The organism is Micromonospora sp. NPDC000121 (genome assembly GCF_042899165.1).
In the GTDB taxonomy this organism is placed as follows: Bacteria; Actinomycetota; Actinomycetes; order Mycobacteriales; family Micromonosporaceae; genus Micromonospora.
Genome location: NZ_JBIAZP010000009.1, coordinates 121,172 through 138,875 on the forward strand (window position 1 = coordinate 121,172; position 17,704 = coordinate 138,875).

13 protein-coding genes are annotated in these 17,704 nt (G+C 75.7%); 7 read left to right on the forward strand and 6 right to left on the reverse strand.

What is annotated here, in order from left to right:
• Nucleotides 1-3: 3 nt before the first annotated feature.
• From ACFY23_RS23855 to ACFY23_RS23865, 3 genes are all read right to left on the reverse strand, one after another.
• Nucleotides 4-885 (reverse strand): universal stress protein, encoded by an 882-nt coding sequence (locus ACFY23_RS23855; RefSeq protein WP_350686779.1) that lies wholly within the window; start codon nt 883-885, stop codon nt 4-6.
• A 122-nt stretch (nt 886-1,007) separates the two neighbouring features.
• The gene (locus ACFY23_RS23860; RefSeq protein ID WP_350686781.1) at nt 1,008-1,904 is read right to left on the reverse strand and encodes a universal stress protein; all 897 of its coding nucleotides are present in this window, start codon (nt 1,902-1,904) and stop codon (nt 1,008-1,010) included.
• Nucleotides 1,905-1,953: 49 nt separating this feature from the next.
• Nucleotides 1,954-4,734 (reverse strand): cation-translocating P-type ATPase, encoded by a 2,781-nt coding sequence (locus tag ACFY23_RS23865; protein WP_387037760.1) that lies wholly within the window; start codon nt 4,732-4,734, stop codon nt 1,954-1,956.
• 213 nt (nt 4,735-4,947) lie between these two features.
• Between ACFY23_RS23865 and ACFY23_RS23870 the strand changes: the two genes are divergently transcribed.
• Nucleotides 4,948-5,424: a cyclic nucleotide-binding domain-containing protein gene (locus ACFY23_RS23870; RefSeq protein ID WP_350687164.1), complete on the forward strand. Its 477-nt coding sequence runs from the start codon at nt 4,948-4,950 to the stop codon at nt 5,422-5,424.
• Here ACFY23_RS23870 and ACFY23_RS23875 read toward each other — a convergent pair whose 3' ends face one another.
• Nucleotides 5,425-6,102 carry a bifunctional 4-hydroxy-2-oxoglutarate aldolase/2-dehydro-3-deoxy-phosphogluconate aldolase gene (locus ACFY23_RS23875; RefSeq protein ID WP_350687166.1) on the reverse strand — a complete coding sequence of 226 codons (678 nt, stop codon included), beginning with the start codon at nt 6,100-6,102 and terminating at the stop codon, nt 5,425-5,427.
• Between the two features lie 107 nt (nt 6,103-6,209).
• Between ACFY23_RS23875 and ACFY23_RS23880 the strand changes: the two genes are divergently transcribed.
• The 6 genes from ACFY23_RS23880 (at nt 6,210) to ACFY23_RS23905 (ending at nt 11,928) form a co-directional block, all read left to right on the forward strand.
• Nucleotides 6,210-7,199 carry a sugar kinase gene (locus tag ACFY23_RS23880; RefSeq protein ID WP_350819316.1) on the forward strand — a complete coding sequence of 330 codons (990 nt, stop codon included), beginning with the start codon at nt 6,210-6,212 and terminating at the stop codon, nt 7,197-7,199.
• Nucleotides 7,200-7,322: 123 nt separating this feature from the next.
• Nucleotides 7,323-8,498: a mandelate racemase/muconate lactonizing enzyme family protein gene (locus ACFY23_RS23885; RefSeq protein ID WP_350677115.1), complete on the forward strand. Its 1,176-nt coding sequence runs from the start codon at nt 7,323-7,325 to the stop codon at nt 8,496-8,498.
• Complete coding sequence (locus tag ACFY23_RS23890) at nt 8,495-9,412, forward strand: dihydrodipicolinate synthase family protein (protein WP_350677117.1); 918 nt, start codon at nt 8,495-8,497, stop codon at nt 9,410-9,412. Before ACFY23_RS23885 ends, ACFY23_RS23890 begins: the two co-directional genes overlap by 4 nt.
• 13 nt (nt 9,413-9,425) lie before the next feature.
• Nucleotides 9,426-10,565 (forward strand): mandelate racemase/muconate lactonizing enzyme family protein, encoded by a 1,140-nt coding sequence (locus ACFY23_RS23895; protein WP_350677120.1) that lies wholly within the window; start codon nt 9,426-9,428, stop codon nt 10,563-10,565.
• The gene (locus ACFY23_RS23900) at nt 10,562-11,290 is read left to right on the forward strand and encodes an SDR family oxidoreductase (RefSeq protein WP_350677122.1); all 729 of its coding nucleotides are present in this window, start codon (nt 10,562-10,564) and stop codon (nt 11,288-11,290) included. Before ACFY23_RS23895 ends, ACFY23_RS23900 begins: the two co-directional genes overlap by 4 nt.
• Nucleotides 11,287-11,928 (forward strand): DUF624 domain-containing protein, encoded by a 642-nt coding sequence (locus tag ACFY23_RS23905; RefSeq protein WP_350677124.1) that lies wholly within the window; start codon nt 11,287-11,289, stop codon nt 11,926-11,928. The genes ACFY23_RS23900 and ACFY23_RS23905 overlap by 4 nt, the downstream gene beginning before the upstream one ends.
• Before the next feature lie 54 nt (nt 11,929-11,982).
• Here ACFY23_RS23905 and ACFY23_RS23910 read toward each other — a convergent pair whose 3' ends face one another.
• Nucleotides 11,983-12,804, reverse strand: coding sequence for an IclR family transcriptional regulator (locus ACFY23_RS23910; RefSeq protein ID WP_350677127.1), 822 nt, complete (start codon nt 12,802-12,804; stop codon nt 11,983-11,985).
• A gap of 95 nt (nt 12,805-12,899) precedes the next feature.
• Nucleotides 12,900-17,591, reverse strand: a complete 4,692-nt coding sequence (locus tag ACFY23_RS23915; RefSeq protein ID WP_350677129.1) for an NEW3 domain-containing protein — start codon at nt 17,589-17,591, stop codon at nt 12,900-12,902.
• Nucleotides 17,592-17,704: the final 113 nt, after the last annotated feature.

The following is a 17,704-nucleotide window of genomic DNA, read 5'->3' on the forward strand; positions in this document are numbered from 1 at the left end:
GGCTCAGCGGGCGTGGCCGTACGGGTGGGCGACCAGCACCGGGCAGTGCGCGTGCTGCACCAGGGCGTGGCTGACCGAGCCGAGCAGCATCCCGGCGAACCCGCCCCGGCCCCGCGAGCCGACCACCACCAGCGCCGCCGCGCCGCTCGCCTCGACCAGCGCCTGCTCCGGCTTCCCCGCCCGGAGCACCCGCTCCTCGACGGCCAGCCCGGGGTGGCTGCCGCGCACCGCCGCCCCGGCGGTGGCCAGCAGCTCGGCGGACTCCGCGTGCCCGGCGGCCCCCGTCCCGGCCACCTCGTCCGGCACCCGGCGTTCCCCGTCCGGCGGCCGGACGTGCGCCAGCACCAGCCCGACCCCGCGGCGGGCCGCCTCGTCGGCGGCGTACCCGACGGCCAGCTCGGCGGGCTCCGAGCCGTCCACCCCGACCAGCACCGGCCCGTCGACCGGGATCGGCTCCTCGGCGGGGCGGACCACCAGCACCGGGCAGTGCGCGTGCGCGGCCACCTGCGCGCCGACCGAGCCGAGCAGCAGCCCCGCGAAGCCGCCCAGGCCGCGGCTGCCCACCACCACCAGTTCCGCCCGCCGGGACTCCTCGACCAGCGTCGCGCCCGGCCCGCCGGCCACCTGGCGCGCCTCCACGGCCAGCCCCGGCCAGCGCTCCACCAGGTCGGCGGCCGCCCGCTCCAGCATCTTCTGCGCCTCCTCGGTCGGCGCCGGCAACCCCACGTCGTACGGGTTGACCGGCACGCCGTAGCCGAGCGGGTGCAGGTAGCCGTGCACCAGGTGCAGGGGGCGGGACCGCAGCGCGGCGGCCCGGGCGGCGTGCTCCGCCGCCACGAGGCTCGACGGCGATCCGTCCACACCCACCACGACGGGTCGGTTCATCAGCCCTCCCAGAGGTCGATCAGGTCATTGTCGACGCGGCCCCGCCGGCGCACCGGGGTTTCCCACGAGCCCCCGTCGCGCCGGCCGGGGGAGCGGCCGACGCGACGGGACGGGGGGCGGGGTCAGGACGCGTCGGCCCGCTTCCGGTGCCGCACGATGGCCAGCGGGGAGTGCGCGTGGTGCAGCACCGCGTGGCTGACCGAGCCGAGCAGCAGCCCGCCCAGCGCGCCCCGGCCGTGCGCGCCGACGACCACCAGCTGGGCCGTCCTCGACTCCTCGACCAGCACCCGGGCGGGGGAGCCCCGGACCAGCCGGTGCCGCACCGGCACGTCCGGGTAGCGCTCGGCGAAGCCGGCGACGGACTCGGCGAGCGCGCGCTCCTCCTCCGCGCCGAGCGCGTCGAGGTCGTACACGAGGGGCAGGATGTCGCCCGGGCCGACCGGCGAGGGGTAGAGCCAGGCGTGCACGGCGAGCAGCGGGGCGCCCCGGTGGGACGCCTCCTCGAAGGCGAACGCGACGGCTTCGGCGGAGTTCGCGGAGCCGTCGACGCCCACCACCACCGGACCGTCGGCGCGCGGCTCGCCGCGCACCACCAGGACCGGGCACTGCGCGCGGGCGGAGACCTGCACGGTGACCGAGCCGATCAGCAGCCCGGCGAAGCCACCCAGACCCCGGTGCCCGAGCACCACCAGCGCCGCCTGCCGGGACTCGTCGAGCAGGACGGGGGTCGCCGCGCCGTCGACCACCGCGCCGCCGACCGCCACCTCGGGGGCGGCCTTGCCGGCCTCGGCGACCGCCTCGGCGACGTACCGCTCGGCCTGGTTGCGCAGGCCGGCGCCGGCCGGCGCGCCCGGCACCGGGTCCAGCGGGGCGTTGGTCAGCGGCCAGATGAAGGCGTGCACCACCCGCAGCGGACGCTGCCGCTGCGCCGCCTCCCGCGCCGCCACCCGGACCGCGTCCAGGGCGGCGGCCGAACCGTCCACACCCACCACGACGGGGGCACCGGTGTTGATGACCATGACTCCTCCTTCGTCCGCCTTCATCCTGCTCTGTCCGCGCGTCTCCCGGTCAGAGTCGGCAGTCCCGGCCGCCGGGACCTTGGTCCCGATCCGCCGTCCCGACAGTGGCGATCGGGCCGCCCGCCGCCCCGACAGTGGCGTCCGGGCCGCCCGCCACCCCCGTGCCCCCGGCGGGCCCGCCGCGGGCGGCCGGTGCGCCCGCGCTCCGGGTGGTGGTGGCGTGCGGGTCCGTGCCCGACGACGGGGTGGCGGGACCGGCCGGTCGGCGGGCCAGCCGCAGCACCAGCCCGGGCAGCACGCTGACGGCGGCGCAGGCCAGCAGCTCCACCGCGCCGAGCGGCTCCGTGCCGAGCAGCTCCCGCAGCGGGGGCAGCAGCACCCCGGCGACCTGGAGCAGCGCCGAGACCGCCACCGCGACCGGCAGCGCGCGGTTGCCGCGCCGGGCGCCGCGCGCCCGGGGCGCCCGGACCGCGAGCGCCACCCCGAGCTGGGCCAGGCCGAGGACCACGAAGACCACCGACTGCCACGGCCGGTCCCCGTGCGCGGCGGCCACGCCGGCGCCGAGCACCACGGCGGCGATCAGGGCGCCGGTGACCAGCACGTCCCGGCCCAGGCCGGCACCGAGCACCGACTCGGAGGGGGAGCGGGGCGCCCGGCGCAGCGTGCCCGGTTCCGCCGGCTCCGCGCCGAGCGCCACGCCGGGCACGCCGTGGGTGAGCAGGTTGACCCAGAGGATCTGGGCCGGCAGCAGCGGTACGGCCAGCCCGAACAGCGGCCCGAGCAGCATCACCGCGATCTCGGCGACGCCTCCGGAGAGGGCGTAGCGCAGGAACCGGCGGATGTTGTCGTAGATGCGGCGGCCCTCGCCGATCGCCGCGGCCACGGTGGACAGGTCGTCGTCGACCAGCACCAGGTCGGCGGCCTGCCGGGCGACCTCCGTGCCGCCGCCCATCGCCACGCCGATGTCGGCGCGGCGCAGCGCCGGAGCGTCGTTCACCCCGTCGCCGGTCATCGCCACCACGTGGCCCTGGGACTGGAGCCCGGCGATGATGTCGAGCTTCTGGTCCGGCTGCGTACGCGCGAACACCCGCGCCCGCGGGTGCGCCCGCGCCGGGTCGCCGTCGTCCCCGCGTACCAGCGGATCGCCCTCGTGCCAGAGCCCGAGCTGGCCGCCGATGGCCGCGGCGGTCGCGGGGTGGTCGCCGGTGACCAGCACCAGCCGGACCCCGGCGTCGTCGAAGCTGCCCGCGATGTCCGCCGCCCCGGCGCGCAGCGGGTCGCCGACGGCGACCAGCCCCACCGGCCGCAGCCCGGTCGGCCGGGCGGGGTCCGCCGGCGGCGCGTCGGTCACGGCGGACGCGACCGCGAGCACCCGCAGCCCCTCGGCGGCCAGCCGGTGCGCGGCGGCCGACAGCTCGGCGATCTCCTCGGCGGTGGCGTCGACCAGCGGCGCGACCAGCACGTTCTCCGGCGCGCCCTTGCACACCACCAGGTACCGACGGTCGCAGGAACGGTGCACCGTGGTCATCCGGCGCAGCTCCTGGTCGAAGGGGTGCTCGGCGACCCGGGGCCAGGCGGCGCGGGTGGTCTCCGGCTCCAGCCCGCAGCGGGCGGCGAACGCGACCAGGGCCGCCTCCAGCGGGTCGCCCACCGCGGCCCACTCCGGCCGCTCGTCGGTGGGCGGCGCCAGCGTGGCGTCGTTGCAGAGCAGCCCGGCCCGCGCCAGGCGGCGCAGCTCGTCCGGTACGGCCACCGGCTCGCCCCCGTGGTGCACGGTCCCCTGCGGCGCGTAGCCGGTGCCGGTGACGCCGTAGCGGGAGCCGTCGGCGGTGACGGCGTGCTGCACCGCCATCCTGCCCTCGGTGAGGGTGCCGGTCTTGTCGGAGGCGATCACGGTGACGGAGCCGAGCGTCTCCACCGCGTGCAGCCGCCGGGGGATCGCCCGCGCCCCGGCCATCCGGCGGGCGCCGAGGGCCAGGGCGAGGGTGACGACCGCCGGCAGCGACTCCGGCACGGCCGCCACCACCAGGCTCACCGCGGTGACCGCCATGTCGACCACCGGCCGCCCGCCGACCACGCCGACGACGAAGACCAGCCCGGAGAGCACCACCGCGGCGAAGCCGAGGATCCGGCCGAGCCCGGCGAGGCGGCGCTGCAACGGGGTGGCGGCGGGCCGGGTGGACGCCACCAGGGCCGTGATGCGGCCGAGCGCGCTCGCGGCGCCGGTGCGCACCACCGTGCCGGTGGCCCGCCCGGTGGTGACCACCGTGCCGGCGCTGGCCTCCTCGCCGGCGGCCCGGCCCACCGGCACCGACTCGCCGGTCAGCGCCGACTCGTCGAGGGTCAGCCGGGCGGCCTCGGCCAGGAGCAGGTCGGCGGGGACCACGTCGCCGGCCTCGACCCGCACCAGGTCGCCCCGGACCAGGTCGGCGGCGGGCAGGACGAGGTCCCGCCCGTCCCGGACGACCCGGGCGGTCGGCGCCGCGAGCTGGTCCAGCGCGGCGATCGCCCGGTCGGCGCGGACCTCCTGCACCACGCCGATGGCGGTGTTCACCAGCACGACCAGCACGATCACGGCGGTGTCCGGGTAGTCCCGCAGCACGGCGGTGACCACGGCGGCGGCCAGCAGCAGCGCCACCAGGGGGTCGGTGAGCTGGTGCAGGACCCGGACGGCCAGGTGCCGGCGGGGCGGCGCGACCGCCGCGTTCGGGCCGTCGGCCCGCAGCCGGGCGGCGGCCTCCGCCGAACCGAGCCCGGTCGCCGGCCCGGTCGAGGTGTCAACGGGCACCGGTGGGCCCCCGTCCTCGCCGCTCCCCGGACGTTCCCACATCACCCTCCGCCCTGCCGTGGCGCCGTCCCGGCGCACCGTTCCGACTCCACCCTCGCCCCGCCGGTGCGGGCCGACCAGGGCAGTTCCGCCCGCGTGGCCCGGGACCAACGGCCCTGTCGCTGGGGGACGCAGTGCGGTGCACTGGTAAGCAGGACGACCGACCGTCGCAGGGTCCGGCCACCGCCGCGCCCTCCCGACGAAAGGGGCACCCGCATGACGACCCTCGACATGCTCCGCGCGCACCCGTTCCTCGCCGGCCTGCCCGAGCCGTGGCTGCCCCGGCTGGCCGGATACGCCCGGCCGGTGGTGTGGCACCCCGGGCACCGGCTGTTCCGGGCCGACCAGCCGGCGGAGCGCTTCTGGCTGGTCCGCGCCGGGCAGGTCGCGCTCGACTTCCCGGTGCCCGGCCGGGGTGACGTGGAATTCGAGACGATCGGCCCGGGCGGGGTGCTCGGCTGGTCGTGGCTGTTCCCGCCGTACCGCTGGCAGTTCGGGGCGGTGGCGGCGCAGCGCAGCACGGCGGTGGAGTTCACCGCCCCGGGGGTGCGCCGGCTGATGGAGTCCGACGACGCGCTCGGCCGGCAGCTCACCACCCGCTTCATGAGCGTGGTGGTGGACCGGCTGCACGCGGCCCGGGGCCGGCTGCTCGACCTGTACGGCTATCCCGTGGCCGCCCCGCCCGCCGCCTGATCACCCGCGAGGGCCGCCGCCCCGCTCGTCGGGCCAGTGCGCGGCCGCGGCGGCGGAGAGGAACGCCCGGGCACGCCGCCGCAGTGCCGCCCAGTCGCCGTCGGCGGCCTCGGCGGCGTCGACCAGGGCGCCCCCCGCGCCGACGGCGACCGCTCCGGCCGCCGCCCACTCGGCCACCGACTCGGGCGTCACGCCGCCGGTCGGTACGAGCGGCACGTCGGGCAGCGGGGCGAGCAGTTCCCGCACGTACGACGGGCCGGCGACGCCGGCCGGGAAGAGCTTGACCAGGTCGGCGCCCGACGACCAGGCGACGTCGACCTCGGTCGGGGTGAACGCGCCGCAGACCACGGGCAGCCCCGCCGCCTTCGCCCGCGCGAGCACCTCGACCCGGGTGGTGGGCGTGACGAGGAACTCCGCGCCGGCGTCCCTGGCCGTGGTCACCTCGGCGGGGGTACGCACGCTGCCGACGCCCACCCGGCACGAGCCGGCCAGCTCGCCCCGGAGCGTCGCGACGGCGTCGAGCGCCCCGGGCGTGGTGAGCGTGACCTCGACGCCGTCCAGGCCCGCCTCGGCCAGCTCCCGGCCGGCGCGGACCGCCGCGTCGGGATCGGACAGCCGGATGATGGCGATCACCCGGCCGCCGGGGAGGGCGTCGCGCGTCCCGTGCCCTGATGCCATGTCGACCTCTCCTCTGGAAGTGTCTCCTGGGATATGGCAACGTATCCCGCATTATGCATGACGATAGTCATAGTGCCGCTGGCGCGGCCTGGGGAGGCGGCGGCCCGGTGGCCGACGGGAACCGGTCTGGGGCCTCGGCGTCCGGGTTGGAGATCGTCGGGTTGGGCGAGGCGATGGCCCTGTTCCAACCGCCGCCGGGCCAACTGCTCGCCGACACCGCGACCCTCGAGGTGCACGTCGCGGGGGCCGAACTGAACCTCTGCACGGCCGCCGCGCGGCTCGGCGTCCGCGCCGGCTTCTGCAGCCGGGTCGGCGCGGACCCGCTCGGCGCCCGGGTTCTCTCGGCGGCAAGGGCCGCCGGCGTGGACACCTCGCTGGTGGTCGTCGACCCGGGGCACCCGACCGGCCTGTTCCTCAAGGACGCCCGGGCGGACGGGCGTCGACGGGTCCACTACTACCGGGGCGGATCGGCGGCGGCGCACCTCGACACGTCCGACGCGGCGAGGCTGCTGGCCGCCCGACCGCGGCTCGTCGCCGTCTCCGGGATCACCCTCGCCCTCGGCGCGTCCCCCCGGGCGGCGGTCGAGGCGGTGCTGCGCGAAGCCCGGGGTCGGGGCGTCGCGGTGGCGTTCGACCCCAACCTGCGTCCCGCTCTCGGCGACGTCGGCCGGCAGGCCGATGTGGTGCGGGCGCTGCTGCGGTACGTGGACGTCCTGCTGCTCGGCACCGACGAGGCCGGGCCCGTCCTGGGCGTACGGGACCCGGGCGACGCGGAGGAGGTCTTCGCCGCCGCGGCTGCCGCGGGCGTCGGCGAGACGGTGCTCAAGGCCGGCGCCGACGGGTGCCACCACGCCGGTCCGACCGGGGCCCCGGTGCACCTGCGGAGCGCGGCGACCACGGTCGTGGATCCGGTCGGGGCCGGCGACGCCTTCGCGGGCGGCTACCTGGCCGGCCGGCTGCGCGGCGCCTCGCCGGCCGCCGCGGCCGGGCTGGGCACCGCCCTCGCCGCCGGCGTGGTGGCCCGGGCCGGCGACACCGCCGGGCTGCCGGACCGCGCGGCCGCCGCCGAACTGCTGCGCCGCGCGCTCGCCGGCTGACGCCGCTGGGCGGGACCTCGCCGGCCAGACTGAGCGCCCAGCGGGGGGTTTGACGAACACGCAACCCGTAGTGTGGAATCTAGTTCCGTAATGTGGCAGACAAGGTTGAGGGGTGGAGCGACGATGACCCGGCCACGGATCGCAGCGGTGGACTGCTTCGTTCTCAAACTCCCGAACCCCGAGCAGTACCTCGGCCCCCCCGACGACTCCTCCGACCCGGCGCGTTCCGGGTACGCGGTGCGACCCCCGTGGCGCAGCATCTACTCGCCCCGCTTCGAGACGCTGCTGGTCCGGCTCACCACCGAGTCGGGCGTCAGCGGCTGGGGCGAGGCCCTCGCGCCGGTCGCCCCGGAGGTCCCCGCGGAGGTGGTGCGCCGGCTCCTGGCGCCGACGCTGGTCGGGGCCGACCCGCGCCGGGTGCGACCGCTCAGCGCGCGGCTGCGCGATCTCATGCGGGAGCGGGGCCACCTGGGCGGCCACCAGGGCGACGCGCTCGCCGCCGTCGACATCGCGCTCTGGGACCTGACGGGACGGCTGGCCGGGCTGCCCGTGCACGAGCTGCTCGGCGGCGCGTTCCGCGAGCACGTCCCGACGTACGTCTCCGGGCTGCCCAAGCGGGACGACGCGGGGCGGGCGGCCCTCGCCGCCGAGTGGGCGGCGAAGGGCGTCGAACGGATCAAGCTGCACCTCGGCAAGGGGGTGGCGGCGGATCTGGCCACCGTGGACGCGGTGCGCGCCGCCGCGCCGCAGGTGCGGTTCGCCGTGGACGCGCACTGGACCTACGACCTGGCCGCCGCGACCCGGCTGGCGCGCGGCCTGACCGCCATCGGCGGGATCGATTTCCTGGAGGCGCCCCTGGCGCCGGAGGACCTGGCCGGCCACGCCGACCTCGCCCGCCGCACGGACCTGCCGGTCGCCGTCGGCGAGGCGATGCGCCACCGGTACGAGTTCCTGCCCTGGCTGCGGCAGCGGGCCGTCGGCCTGGTGCAGCCGGACGTCGCCCGCACCGGCATCACCGAGGCGGTGGCCATCGCCGAGCTGGCCGCGGCGCACCACGTCCCGACCGCGCCGCACCACTCGGTGGGGCTCGGTGTCGCGCTCGCCGCCGGCCTGCACCTCAGCGCCGCCGTCGAGCACCTCAGCTGTTTCGAGTACCAACCCACCACGACCGACGTCGGGCAGCGGATCCTCACCGCGCCGCTGCCGGGCGGGCCGGACGGGTTCGCCGTACCGGCCGGACCCGGCCTCGGGGTCGAGGTGGACGTTTCCACTGTCAGCGCCCTCGCGGAGGAAAGTTGAGCACCCTCGAGCCCCGGGCCCGCGTACGCGGGCTGGTCCCCATCCTCGCCACCCCGTTCGACGACGCCGGCGCGCTGGACGTGCCGAGCCTGCGCCGGCTGGTGGAGTTCCAACTCGCGGCCGGCGTGGACGGGCTCGCCGTCTTCGGCATGGCCAGCGAGGGGTTCGCGCTCACCGCCGCCGAGCGGGCCACGATCCTGACCGAGACCCGGGCGGTCGCCGGCCCGGGCGTGCCGCTGGTCGCCGGAATCAACGGCACCAGCACCGCCACCGCCGTCGAGCTGGCGCTGGCGGCGCGGGACGGGGGCGCGGACGCCCTGATGGTCCTGCCCCCGTACCTGGCCAAGCCCGCGGGTGGGCAACTCGTCGAGTTCTACGCCGGAGTCGCCGAGGCGAGCGGGCTGCACGTGATGGTGCAGGACGCGCCGGCGGCGACCGGGGTGACGATGCCCGTCGCCCTGATCGTGGAGCTGAGCAAGCTGCCCGGCGTCGAGTCCGTGAAGGTGGAGACCCAGCCCACCGCGCCGAAGGTGGGGGAGGTGGTGACCGCGACCGACGGCGAGTTCGACGTCCTCGGCGGCCAGAACGCCTTCTTCGTGCTGGAGGAGTACGCCCGGGGCGCCGTCGGCACGATGCCGGCCTGCGAGTTCACCGACGTGCTCGCGCCGATCCTGGCCGACTGGCGGGCCGGCCGGCAGGAGGCGGCCCACGCCGCGTTCAACCGGCTGCTCCCGCTGGTCCGCTTCGGCCTGCAACCCCGCCTGGCCTGGGCGGTGCACAAGGAGGTGCTGGTGCGCCGGGGCGTCATCGAGTCCGCCTTCGTGCGCGACCCCGCCGTGCCGCTGGACGCCGGCAGCCGCGCCGCGCTCGACGCGATACTGCGGCACGCCCCGCTGCCGGCCTGGCGGCCGTGAGAGGCTGACCGCCATGACGAAGATCGTTTCGGTGGACGTCTACCCCCTGGCGCTGGGCCGTCCGGACGGCGCGCCCCGCGCCTACGCCACGCGACCGCCCTGGCCCAGCGTGTACGGCAACCAGCGGGAGACCCTCGTGGTCCGGGTGACCGCCGACGACGGCACGACGGGCTGGGGGGAGGCGCTCGCCCCGGTCGCCCCCGAGGTGCCCGGCGAGATCGTCCGCCGGCTGCTGGCGCCGGTGCTGCTCGGCGCGGATCCGCGCCGGGTACGCCCGCTGCGCCACCGGCTCGGCGAGCTGATGCGCGAGCGGGGTCACCTCGGCGGCCACCAGGCCGACGCGATCGCGGCCGTCGACATCGCGTTGTGGGACCTCGCCGGCAAGCTGGCCGGCCGCCCCGTCGTCGAACTGCTCGGCGGCGCGTTCCACGACGCGGTCCCGACGTACGTCTCCGGGCTGCCCGGCCGCACCGACGCCGACCGGGTCGCGCAGGCCCGGGACTGGGTCGGGCAGGGGGTCCGGCGGGTCAAGGTCGGCCTCGGGTACGGCGTGGACGCCGACCTGGCGACCGTGACCGCGCTGCGCGAGGTCCACCCCGACCTTCAGGTCGCCGTGGACGTCCACGGTGTCTACGGCCTGGCCGACGCGGTCCGGCTCGGTCGTGGCCTGGCCGACCGGGACGGCTGGTTCCTGGAGATGCCACTGGCCTTCGAGGACGTCGCCGGTCACGCCGACCTGGCCGCGCGCATCGACGTGCCGGTGGCGCTGGGGGAGAGCCTGCGGCACCGCTGGGAGTTCCAGCCGTTCGTGGCGGCCCGGGCGGCTGGCCTGCTGCAACCGGACATCGGACGGACCGGGATCACCGAGGGGCTGGCGATCGCCCAGTACGCCGAGACCCACCACCTGCCGGTGGCCCCGCACCACTCGGCCGGGCTCGGGCTGGCCCTCGCCGCCGGTCTGCACGTCGCCGCCGCCTGCGCGAACCTGGTCGCCTTCGAGTGGCACCCGACCCTCTTCGACCGGGTCAACGACATCCTCACCGTGCCGATCGAGCCGACGCCGACCGCGATCCCGCTGCCCGCCGGCCCCGGGCTGGGGGTCTCGGTGGACGCCGAGGCGGTCGCCCGGCACAGCACGTGGGGTGCGCGGTGAGGCGCGTACTGCTGGTCGGCGCGTCGACCCCGATCGGCCGGGCCATCGCGGCCCGCTTCGCCGCCGCCGGTGACCGGGTCGTCGGCTACGGCCTGGAACCGGCGGGCGAACCGAGCCTGGTCGCCGACCTCGCCGGCGACTGTTCGACCGCCGACGGGGCCGCCGCCGCCGTCGAGGCGGCGCGGGAGCGGTTGGGCGGGCTGGACGTGCTGGTCGCCGCCGCCGGGAGGATGCCGATCGCGCCGGCCCACCGCACCAGCGACGAGCAGTGGCGGGCCGCCCTGACGGGTTGCCTGGACACGCTCTTCTTCCCGCTGCGCGCGGCGTTGCCGCTGCTGCCGGCCGGCGGGGCGGTGGTCGCCGTCTCCTCGGTGAACGCGTTCCTGGCCGCCCCCTGGGTGGCCGCCTACGCGGCGGCCAAGGGCGCGGTGGAGGCCCTGGTACGCCAGGTCGCGTTGGACTACGGCGCGCGTGGGATCCGGGTCAACGCGGTGGCGCCGGGCATCGTCGGTGGTGAGCAGCTTCCCGACGCCGCCGGGGGTTACCCGATCGGGCGGACGCTGCGCCCGGAGGAGGTCGCCGCGGCGGTGTACTTCCTCGCCTCCGAGGCCGCCAGCGGCGTCACCGGGGTGGTGCTGCCCGTCGACGGCGGGCTGTCGATCGCGTCGCCCGCCGCCTACGCCCGGGCCGACCTGCGGCAGCGCCTGGCCGAGCTGGCCCCGTGACCGCTCCGCAGGCGCCGGTCGGTGGGCGGTACGCCCGCCTCTACCGGCTGCTCGACTGGCCGCCGCGGCTGGCGGGGCTGAACCTGTTGTGGCTGGCCGGGGTGCTCGCCGGCGGGGTGGTCGCCGGCCTGTCGCCGGCCACCGTGGCGCTCTTCGCGCTGTTGCGGGACTACCAGCGGGGCGGGCATCCCCAGGCGTGGCGAGACTTCTGGCGGCACTGGCGGGCGGAGTTCGGGCGCTCGCAGGTCCGGCTGGGCCTACCGCTACTGACCGTGTGGGTGTTCGTGTTCTACCTGCTCGCCGTGCGGGGCACGCCGCTCGCCGGCGCGGTGGCCGTGCTCGCCCTGGTGTATCTGGCGGTGCTGGCCTACCTGCCCCCGGTGCTGGCGCACTTCGACGTGCCGGCCACCACCGCCTGGCGGATCGCCGCCCTCACGGCCGCGCGTGCTCCGCTGTGGACGCTCGGCCTGGGCGCGACGCTGTCGCTGCTGGTCCTCGCGATGCTCGTCGCCGTGCCCGTCGCCATCCCCTTCTTCCTGCCCAGCGCCCCGGCGGCGCTGGTCGCCCTGGTCGCCGCGCGGGGCTTCGACTCGTTGCCGGCGGCGCCGCCGGCCCCCGGCGGCGACGAACCCGGGTGAGACGGCCCCACCGTCGCGGCGTCCGTCGGTGAGGGAGCGGACGGGCCCGTGTCGTCAGACGACGGCGGAGAGCGGCGCGGCGCTGGCGTGGTAGCCGAGTCCGGTGGAGATCTGGTCGGCCTGTTCGATGACCTTCATGGCCAGTTCGTCCTGGCGCCTGGGCAGGTCCATCGCGGAGAGCGGGCCGGAGACCGACAGGGCCGCCACGGCCTTGCCCGAGCGGTCCCGGATCGGCGCGGCCAGGCAGGCCCGGCCGAAGGCCAGTTCCTCCAGTTCGGTGGCGTAGCCGCGCCGTCGCCCCTCGCCGATCGCGGCGAGGAGCCCGTCGAGGTCGGCGACGGTCTTCGGGGTGTACGCCGGATAGCGCGCCCCGATCAGGGCCTCGATCTCCTCGGCGGTCAGGTCGGACAGGAGCGCCTTGCCCAGGGCGGTCGCGTGCAGCGGGCCCCGGCGGCCGACCAGGGTGAACGAGCGGGGGGCGAGCCGCCCCTCGAAGTTGCAGAGGTAGAACAGCTCGGTGCCGTGGCGCTCGGCGATGTTTGCGCCGAGGCCCAGGTCGCAGGCGAGGTCCTGGGCGATCTGCCGGGACTGACGGTGCACCGCCGACTGGTTCAACGCGACGCCGGCCAGCCCCACCACCGTCGGCCCGATGCGGTAGAGGCCGCTGCGCTGGTCGTGAGTGACGAAACCGAGCGCCTCCAGCGTGCCGACCAGCCGGGAGACCGTCGACTGGCCCAGCCCGGTGAGCTGGACCAGCTCGGAGACGCGCCGCTCCGGGTGCTCCTCGGTGAACGCACGCAGCAGCGACAGCGCGCGCTCGACACTCTGCGTGCCGCCGCCGACCTCGCGGGTGGTGGAGCGTGGCATTCTGCCCATCCCTCAAAGCGTAGGAGTGTAATCCAGATTACGGATCATACATCGCACGGCGGTGCGGGCCGCCGACCGCCACGGCCGGCGGCCCGCACCACCGGTCAGCAGCCCGGCGTCCGGGCCGGGACGACCGGTTCGAACCGGACGGCGTCGGCCCGGTGGTGGCCGACCTGCTGCGCCGACAGGCTCACCGCGGCCGTCGCCGGGTCGAGGTGCCAGGCGCCCAGTACCCGCCACTGCCCGGCGTCCCTGGTCTGGTCGACCATGCGGGTGTCGGTGCCGGCGGTGTGCGCCACCCGGTAGGTGGCCGCGGTGGTCGTGGTGGAGTTCGTCGGGTACCACACACTGACCTGGTACGCGCCGGCCGGCAGCGTCGGCCGCCAGGTCGCGACGGCGCCCGTGCTGCCGCCGGCGACCCGGGTGGTGCTGTCGGCGTACCCCTTGAGCGTGCTGGCGGTCCAGCCACCGGTCTCGGTGTAGCCGTCCTGGCCGTTGTCGACGACGACCGCCCGTGCCGGGTCCGGCGTCCCGACGGGTACCGCTGTCCGCCCGACCGCGCCGGCCACGTGCAGCGCCACCTCGTGCAGCGCGCCGACGGTCGCGTCGGGCGGAGCCGTGATCGTGAAGCTCACCTGCTGGGTGGCGTTCGGGGCCAACTCGACCGGGACGGACGCCGGTGTGCTGGTCCACCCCTCCGGCAGGCCGAGGGCGGCGCAGCCGCTCGCGCCCGCCATCGCGGCCGCGGTGATGGTGGCCGTGACCGTGGTGCTGCCCCCCGGGGCCGCCACCGCGTCGGCGGAGAGCCCGGTGATCCGGGGCTGCACCACGGCCGGATCCACCGGCCGGAACCGGACGGCGCTGACCCGGTGGAAGGCCGGGTCGTCGACGGAGATCCGGACGAAGCCGTCCTCGCCGGCGGCGAAGGGGAAGGTCCCGAGGACCCGCCAGGTACGCGCGTCCTGCTGCTGGTCGACCCGGACCGGTGTCTCCCCGTCGCGGTGCCGCACCAGGTAGTCGGCCTCCCTGGTGGTGTCGGCGTTGGACGGGTACCAGACGGCGACCTCGTACCACCCGGCCTCGGCCAGGGCCGGCCGCCAGGTCGCGGTGCCCCCGAGCTTCCCCTCCGCGCTGAAGCGCGACTGGGTGCCGTTGTAGCCGGCGAGGCCGCTGGCGAGCCACTCACCCGTCTCCGTGTACCGGGGACGGATGTCCTGGGTGGTGATGACGACGTCCTTGCTGGCGATCCGTACCTGCGCCGTGGTCTCGGCGCCGCCGTCGATCGCCGCGCTCACCCGGTACGCCTGGTCGCGTTGCGCCGTGGACGGCGAGGTGAGGGTGAAGGTGTACGCGCGTTCCCCGCGGGCGCCGACCTCGTACTCCACGCTCGCCGGGGTGATCGTCCACCCGGCGGGCGGCGTCACGCGGAGGGTGCCCCGGGCGGTGGCCGGGCCGACGTTGAGGACGCTGGCGGTGACCGTGGTCGCGTCACCCGGTTTCGCGAGTTCCGCCGGTGCCGCGACGAGGGCGCTCAGCCGGGTCGGTGGGCGGACCGTGAGTCGTCCGGCGGTCAGCGCCACCGCGCCACCGTGCCACCTCGCCGTGCCCTTGAGCGCCACCGTGCCGGCGGCGGCGTCGGGCGCGACGGTCAGCTCGTAGCGCCAGGTGGCCGAGGCCCCGGCCGGCACGGTGGACGGCTGCGTGCCCTCCGGCCGGGCCGACCAGCCCGCGGGAAGGTCCAGCGTGACCGCCGGGTCGGTGAGGGCGGCGGAACCGTCGTTGCGGACGGTCACGGCGAGCCCCACGGTGTCGCCGGGCGTGGTGTCCGGCGAGGCGGGGGTCGTCGCACCGCAGACGGTCGCTCCGGCCGGGCAGCGGCCGGTGACCGCCGGCGGCAGGCGCAGGGTCGCCTCGTCGGTCCTGGCGGCCTCGGTGCTGATCCGGTACCGGAACGACGTGTCGAGGTCCTCGACCGGGATCGTCCACTCGTTCGGGTAGATCCGGTCCTCCTGCTCCTTCCAGGTCGCGCCCCCGTCGGTCGACCAGTGCAGCGTCGCCGGCGCCTCGGTGGCCGCCTGCAGGTACGCGTCGTAGCCGCTGCCGTCCGGCCGGGTCAGCAGCATCCCCCGGGCGGTCCCGATCGGGCTCGCGTCGTCGAAGTGGTAGCTGTCCTGCCCGGTGTCGGCCTGCCCGCCGCCGACCTGGTGCCCCACGTTCGGCACCGACACGTCGCGGACGACCAGCGCGGTGATGCCCCGAGCGGAGACGGTGACCGGCAGGGTCGCCCCGCGCATCGTGGTGACGGTCCGGGAGCCGTTGTCCTGGATCACCTCGACCGTGTACGCCCGGTCGGGCCGCACCCCGCTGACCTTCGGGTCGAAGCGCACGACGCTGCGGGAGGTGTCCGTCGCCTCGTTGGTCAGGCTGAGGTAGAGGCTGTCGTTGCCGTGCCCGGTGACCCAGTTGAGCTGCGGATCGGCGACGTCGACGATGCCCTTCGGCAGGTACGGCCAGACGCCGTCCTCGCCGTAGAAGGTGCCGGGCTGGTGGCCGTAGACGTGGTACTTGAAGTAGACGTAGTTGGTCTCGAACACGGCCGGGAAGCTGATCTTGCCGCGCGAGCGGTACGTCTGCTCGGAGATCAGGTAGTCCATGGCCAGCCCGAGCTGGGCCGGGATGTGGTGGTAGTAGATGGAGGTGAGCCCGGCCGGGCCGGTCAGCGGGAAGTCCGGGCGCATCTGGGCCGCGGTGAACTCGCGGTAGTAGTAGCCGGGGTAGTTGGTGAAGCGGCCGACGACGAGGTTGTGCGCCACGTCGGCGAGCAGCCGGTCGTCGGTGTGCGCGGAGAGCCGCAGCAGGAACGGCGCCCAGATCGGGTTCATCACCAGGCCGCCGCCGGGGTTCTCCCGACCCGCTGCGATCTTGTAGGTGCTGAGCTGCTCGAAGGTCATGCCGTTGGTGGAGACCATCCAGGCCGGCACCTCCTCGGCCGGCACATCCTTCTTCGGATAGTCGTAGGTGACGGGAGGGGTCCAGCGGTCCACCTGCGCGTCGATCCAGCCGTCGGCGTTGACGGTGATGTTGCCCTCGGGCACCGGGCGCACCATCGTCTGCGTGACGAACCGCTTCGCCTCGGTGTAGGCGGCGTTCAGGTACCGCTTGTCGCCGGTCTCCTCGTACAGCTCCAGCAGCTCGATCCAGCCCTTGGAGTAGTTGAACTGGAAGCCGTTCTCGCCGATGTTCGTCGTGTACGGCGGGTCGATCTGGGCGGTGATGTAGCGGTCCGCCTCGGCCTTCGCCTCGGCCAGGTACGCCGGGTTACCGGTGAGCCGCCACGCCGCGAGCGGGGTGCTGACCGGCGTCCGGCTGTCCTTGCGGACCCGCTCCTCGACCGACTTCAGGGCCAGTTCGTGCAGGCCGGCCACCTGGCCCCGGGTCTGTTGGTAGAGCGGCACGAGGGTGGAGGCGTCCCCGGACACGCTGCCGACGCGCCAGGCGTTGGTGTCGCCGTAGACCGGGTTCTGCTTGATCGGGGTCCACCCGATGTTGTTGCGGGACACCTGGTACTCCAGGGACGGCCGCGCCCGCTTGTCGTAGAGGTCCCGGTTCCCGGTGAGGTAGTAGGCGCCGAGCAGGACGCCACTGGTGGCGGTGCGCACCGCCCGGTCGTTCTCCGTGTCCACGAAGCCCTTCGCCCGGTCCCACCAGCCCGACAGCGAACGCTGGTAGGTCTCGCTGTCGTCGGCCTCGGTGTCCTTCATCGTCAGGTCGACCAGGTTGTGCACCGTCTCGGTGAGCGAGGTGTCGTAGATGTTCTGCCGGTACGCGCTGTAGTCGTACTCGTCGCGCGTCAGCTGCGTGTACGCCTGGTACATCGTCGTGGGCCGGGCGTAGACGCCGAACGTGAACCGGTGTTGCTGCCCGGTCTGCAACGGCGAGAGTCGGCCGACCTGCGGCGCGAAGGCGACCGGCTGGATGGCGCCGTTCTCGTTTCGCAGGCTCATCCCGAACGGTTGCCCGTCCGCGCCGGCCCCGCGCTGGTGCTCGAAGGGGATCACCTCGGCGGGTGCGTAGACCCCGCTGGTCACCTGCCGACCCGCGACGGTGCGTTCCATCAGGCAGGCCGGTGTCATCAGCTCCCAGGCGCTGAGCGCCTCCGCGCCGTAGACGACCCGGGCGTGCTGGCGGCTGCCGCAGAGCACCTCGTCGACGTCGCCGAGGGAGGTGACGTCCAGGGACTGGTAGCCGACGACGAAGTTGTCGGCGCGGCGGGCGGTCAGGGTCCACGACGCCTCGGGGTTGTCGCCCGCGACCGACCAGCGGACGGTCAACTCGTACGCCCCGGGTGCCCCGGTGCGCAGCTCGACGGTACGACTGTCGACGGTGCGGAGCCCGGTGAAGCCGACCCAGCCCGGGTTCATGGAGCTGTAGTAGTCGGTCGGGGTGCCGTTCGCGCCGCTGAGCACGATCCACTGCTCGTCGAAGCGCCGCTCGGTGTCGGTGACGGGCAGCCAGCCGCCGGGGGTGCGGACCTGGATGTCCCGCAGGTACGTCTGCCCGCCGCGCCAGGTGGCCTGGTGGAAGATCATCCGGTGGTGGTCGCCCTCGATGGCGGCCACCTGCCGGATCCGCAGGTCGGGCTTGTCCGTCTCGCGCAACGGGGCGGCGAACGGGGCCTGGTCCGGGGCGGTCGGTGCCGCGACGGCCGCCCCGGAGGGCAGCACCAGCGCCGTGAGGGCGAGGAAGAGGGTGAGTATTGAACGATGTCGCCTCGATACGGTGGGCTTCACATCCATGAAGTGGATAGTCAATGCAATCGATGTCGGTGTCAAGGGCGTCCGTTGGTAGGGGCATGCATGCCCGATCGAGGCGGTCCCGACGCGCTTCGCGCCGTACGGCGCGGTGCCGG

Coding starts and splice junctions, on each gene's coding strand:
- ACFY23_RS23910 (WP_350677127.1), bottom strand. CDS start 12,804: ATGGGCAGAATGCCACGCTCCACCACCCGCGAGGTCGGCGGCGGCACG.
- ACFY23_RS23870 (WP_350687164.1), top strand. CDS start 4,948: ATGACGACCCTCGACATGCTCCGCGCGCACCCGTTCCTCGCCGGCCTG.
- ACFY23_RS23865 (WP_387037760.1), bottom strand. CDS start 4,734: ATGTGGGAACGTCCGGGGAGCGGCGAGGACGGGGGCCCACCGGTGCCC.
- ACFY23_RS23915 (WP_350677129.1), bottom strand. CDS start 17,591: ATGGATGTGAAGCCCACCGTATCGAGGCGACATCGTTCAATACTCACC.
- ACFY23_RS23895 (WP_350677120.1), top strand. CDS start 9,426: ATGACGAAGATCGTTTCGGTGGACGTCTACCCCCTGGCGCTGGGCCGT.
- ACFY23_RS23875 (WP_350687166.1), bottom strand. CDS start 6,102: ATGGCATCAGGGCACGGGACGCGCGACGCCCTCCCCGGCGGCCGGGTG.
- ACFY23_RS23885 (WP_350677115.1), top strand. CDS start 7,323: ATGACCCGGCCACGGATCGCAGCGGTGGACTGCTTCGTTCTCAAACTC.
- ACFY23_RS23860 (WP_350686781.1), bottom strand. CDS start 1,904: ATGGTCATCAACACCGGTGCCCCCGTCGTGGTGGGTGTGGACGGTTCG.
- ACFY23_RS23855 (WP_350686779.1), bottom strand. CDS start 885: ATGAACCGACCCGTCGTGGTGGGTGTGGACGGATCGCCGTCGAGCCTC.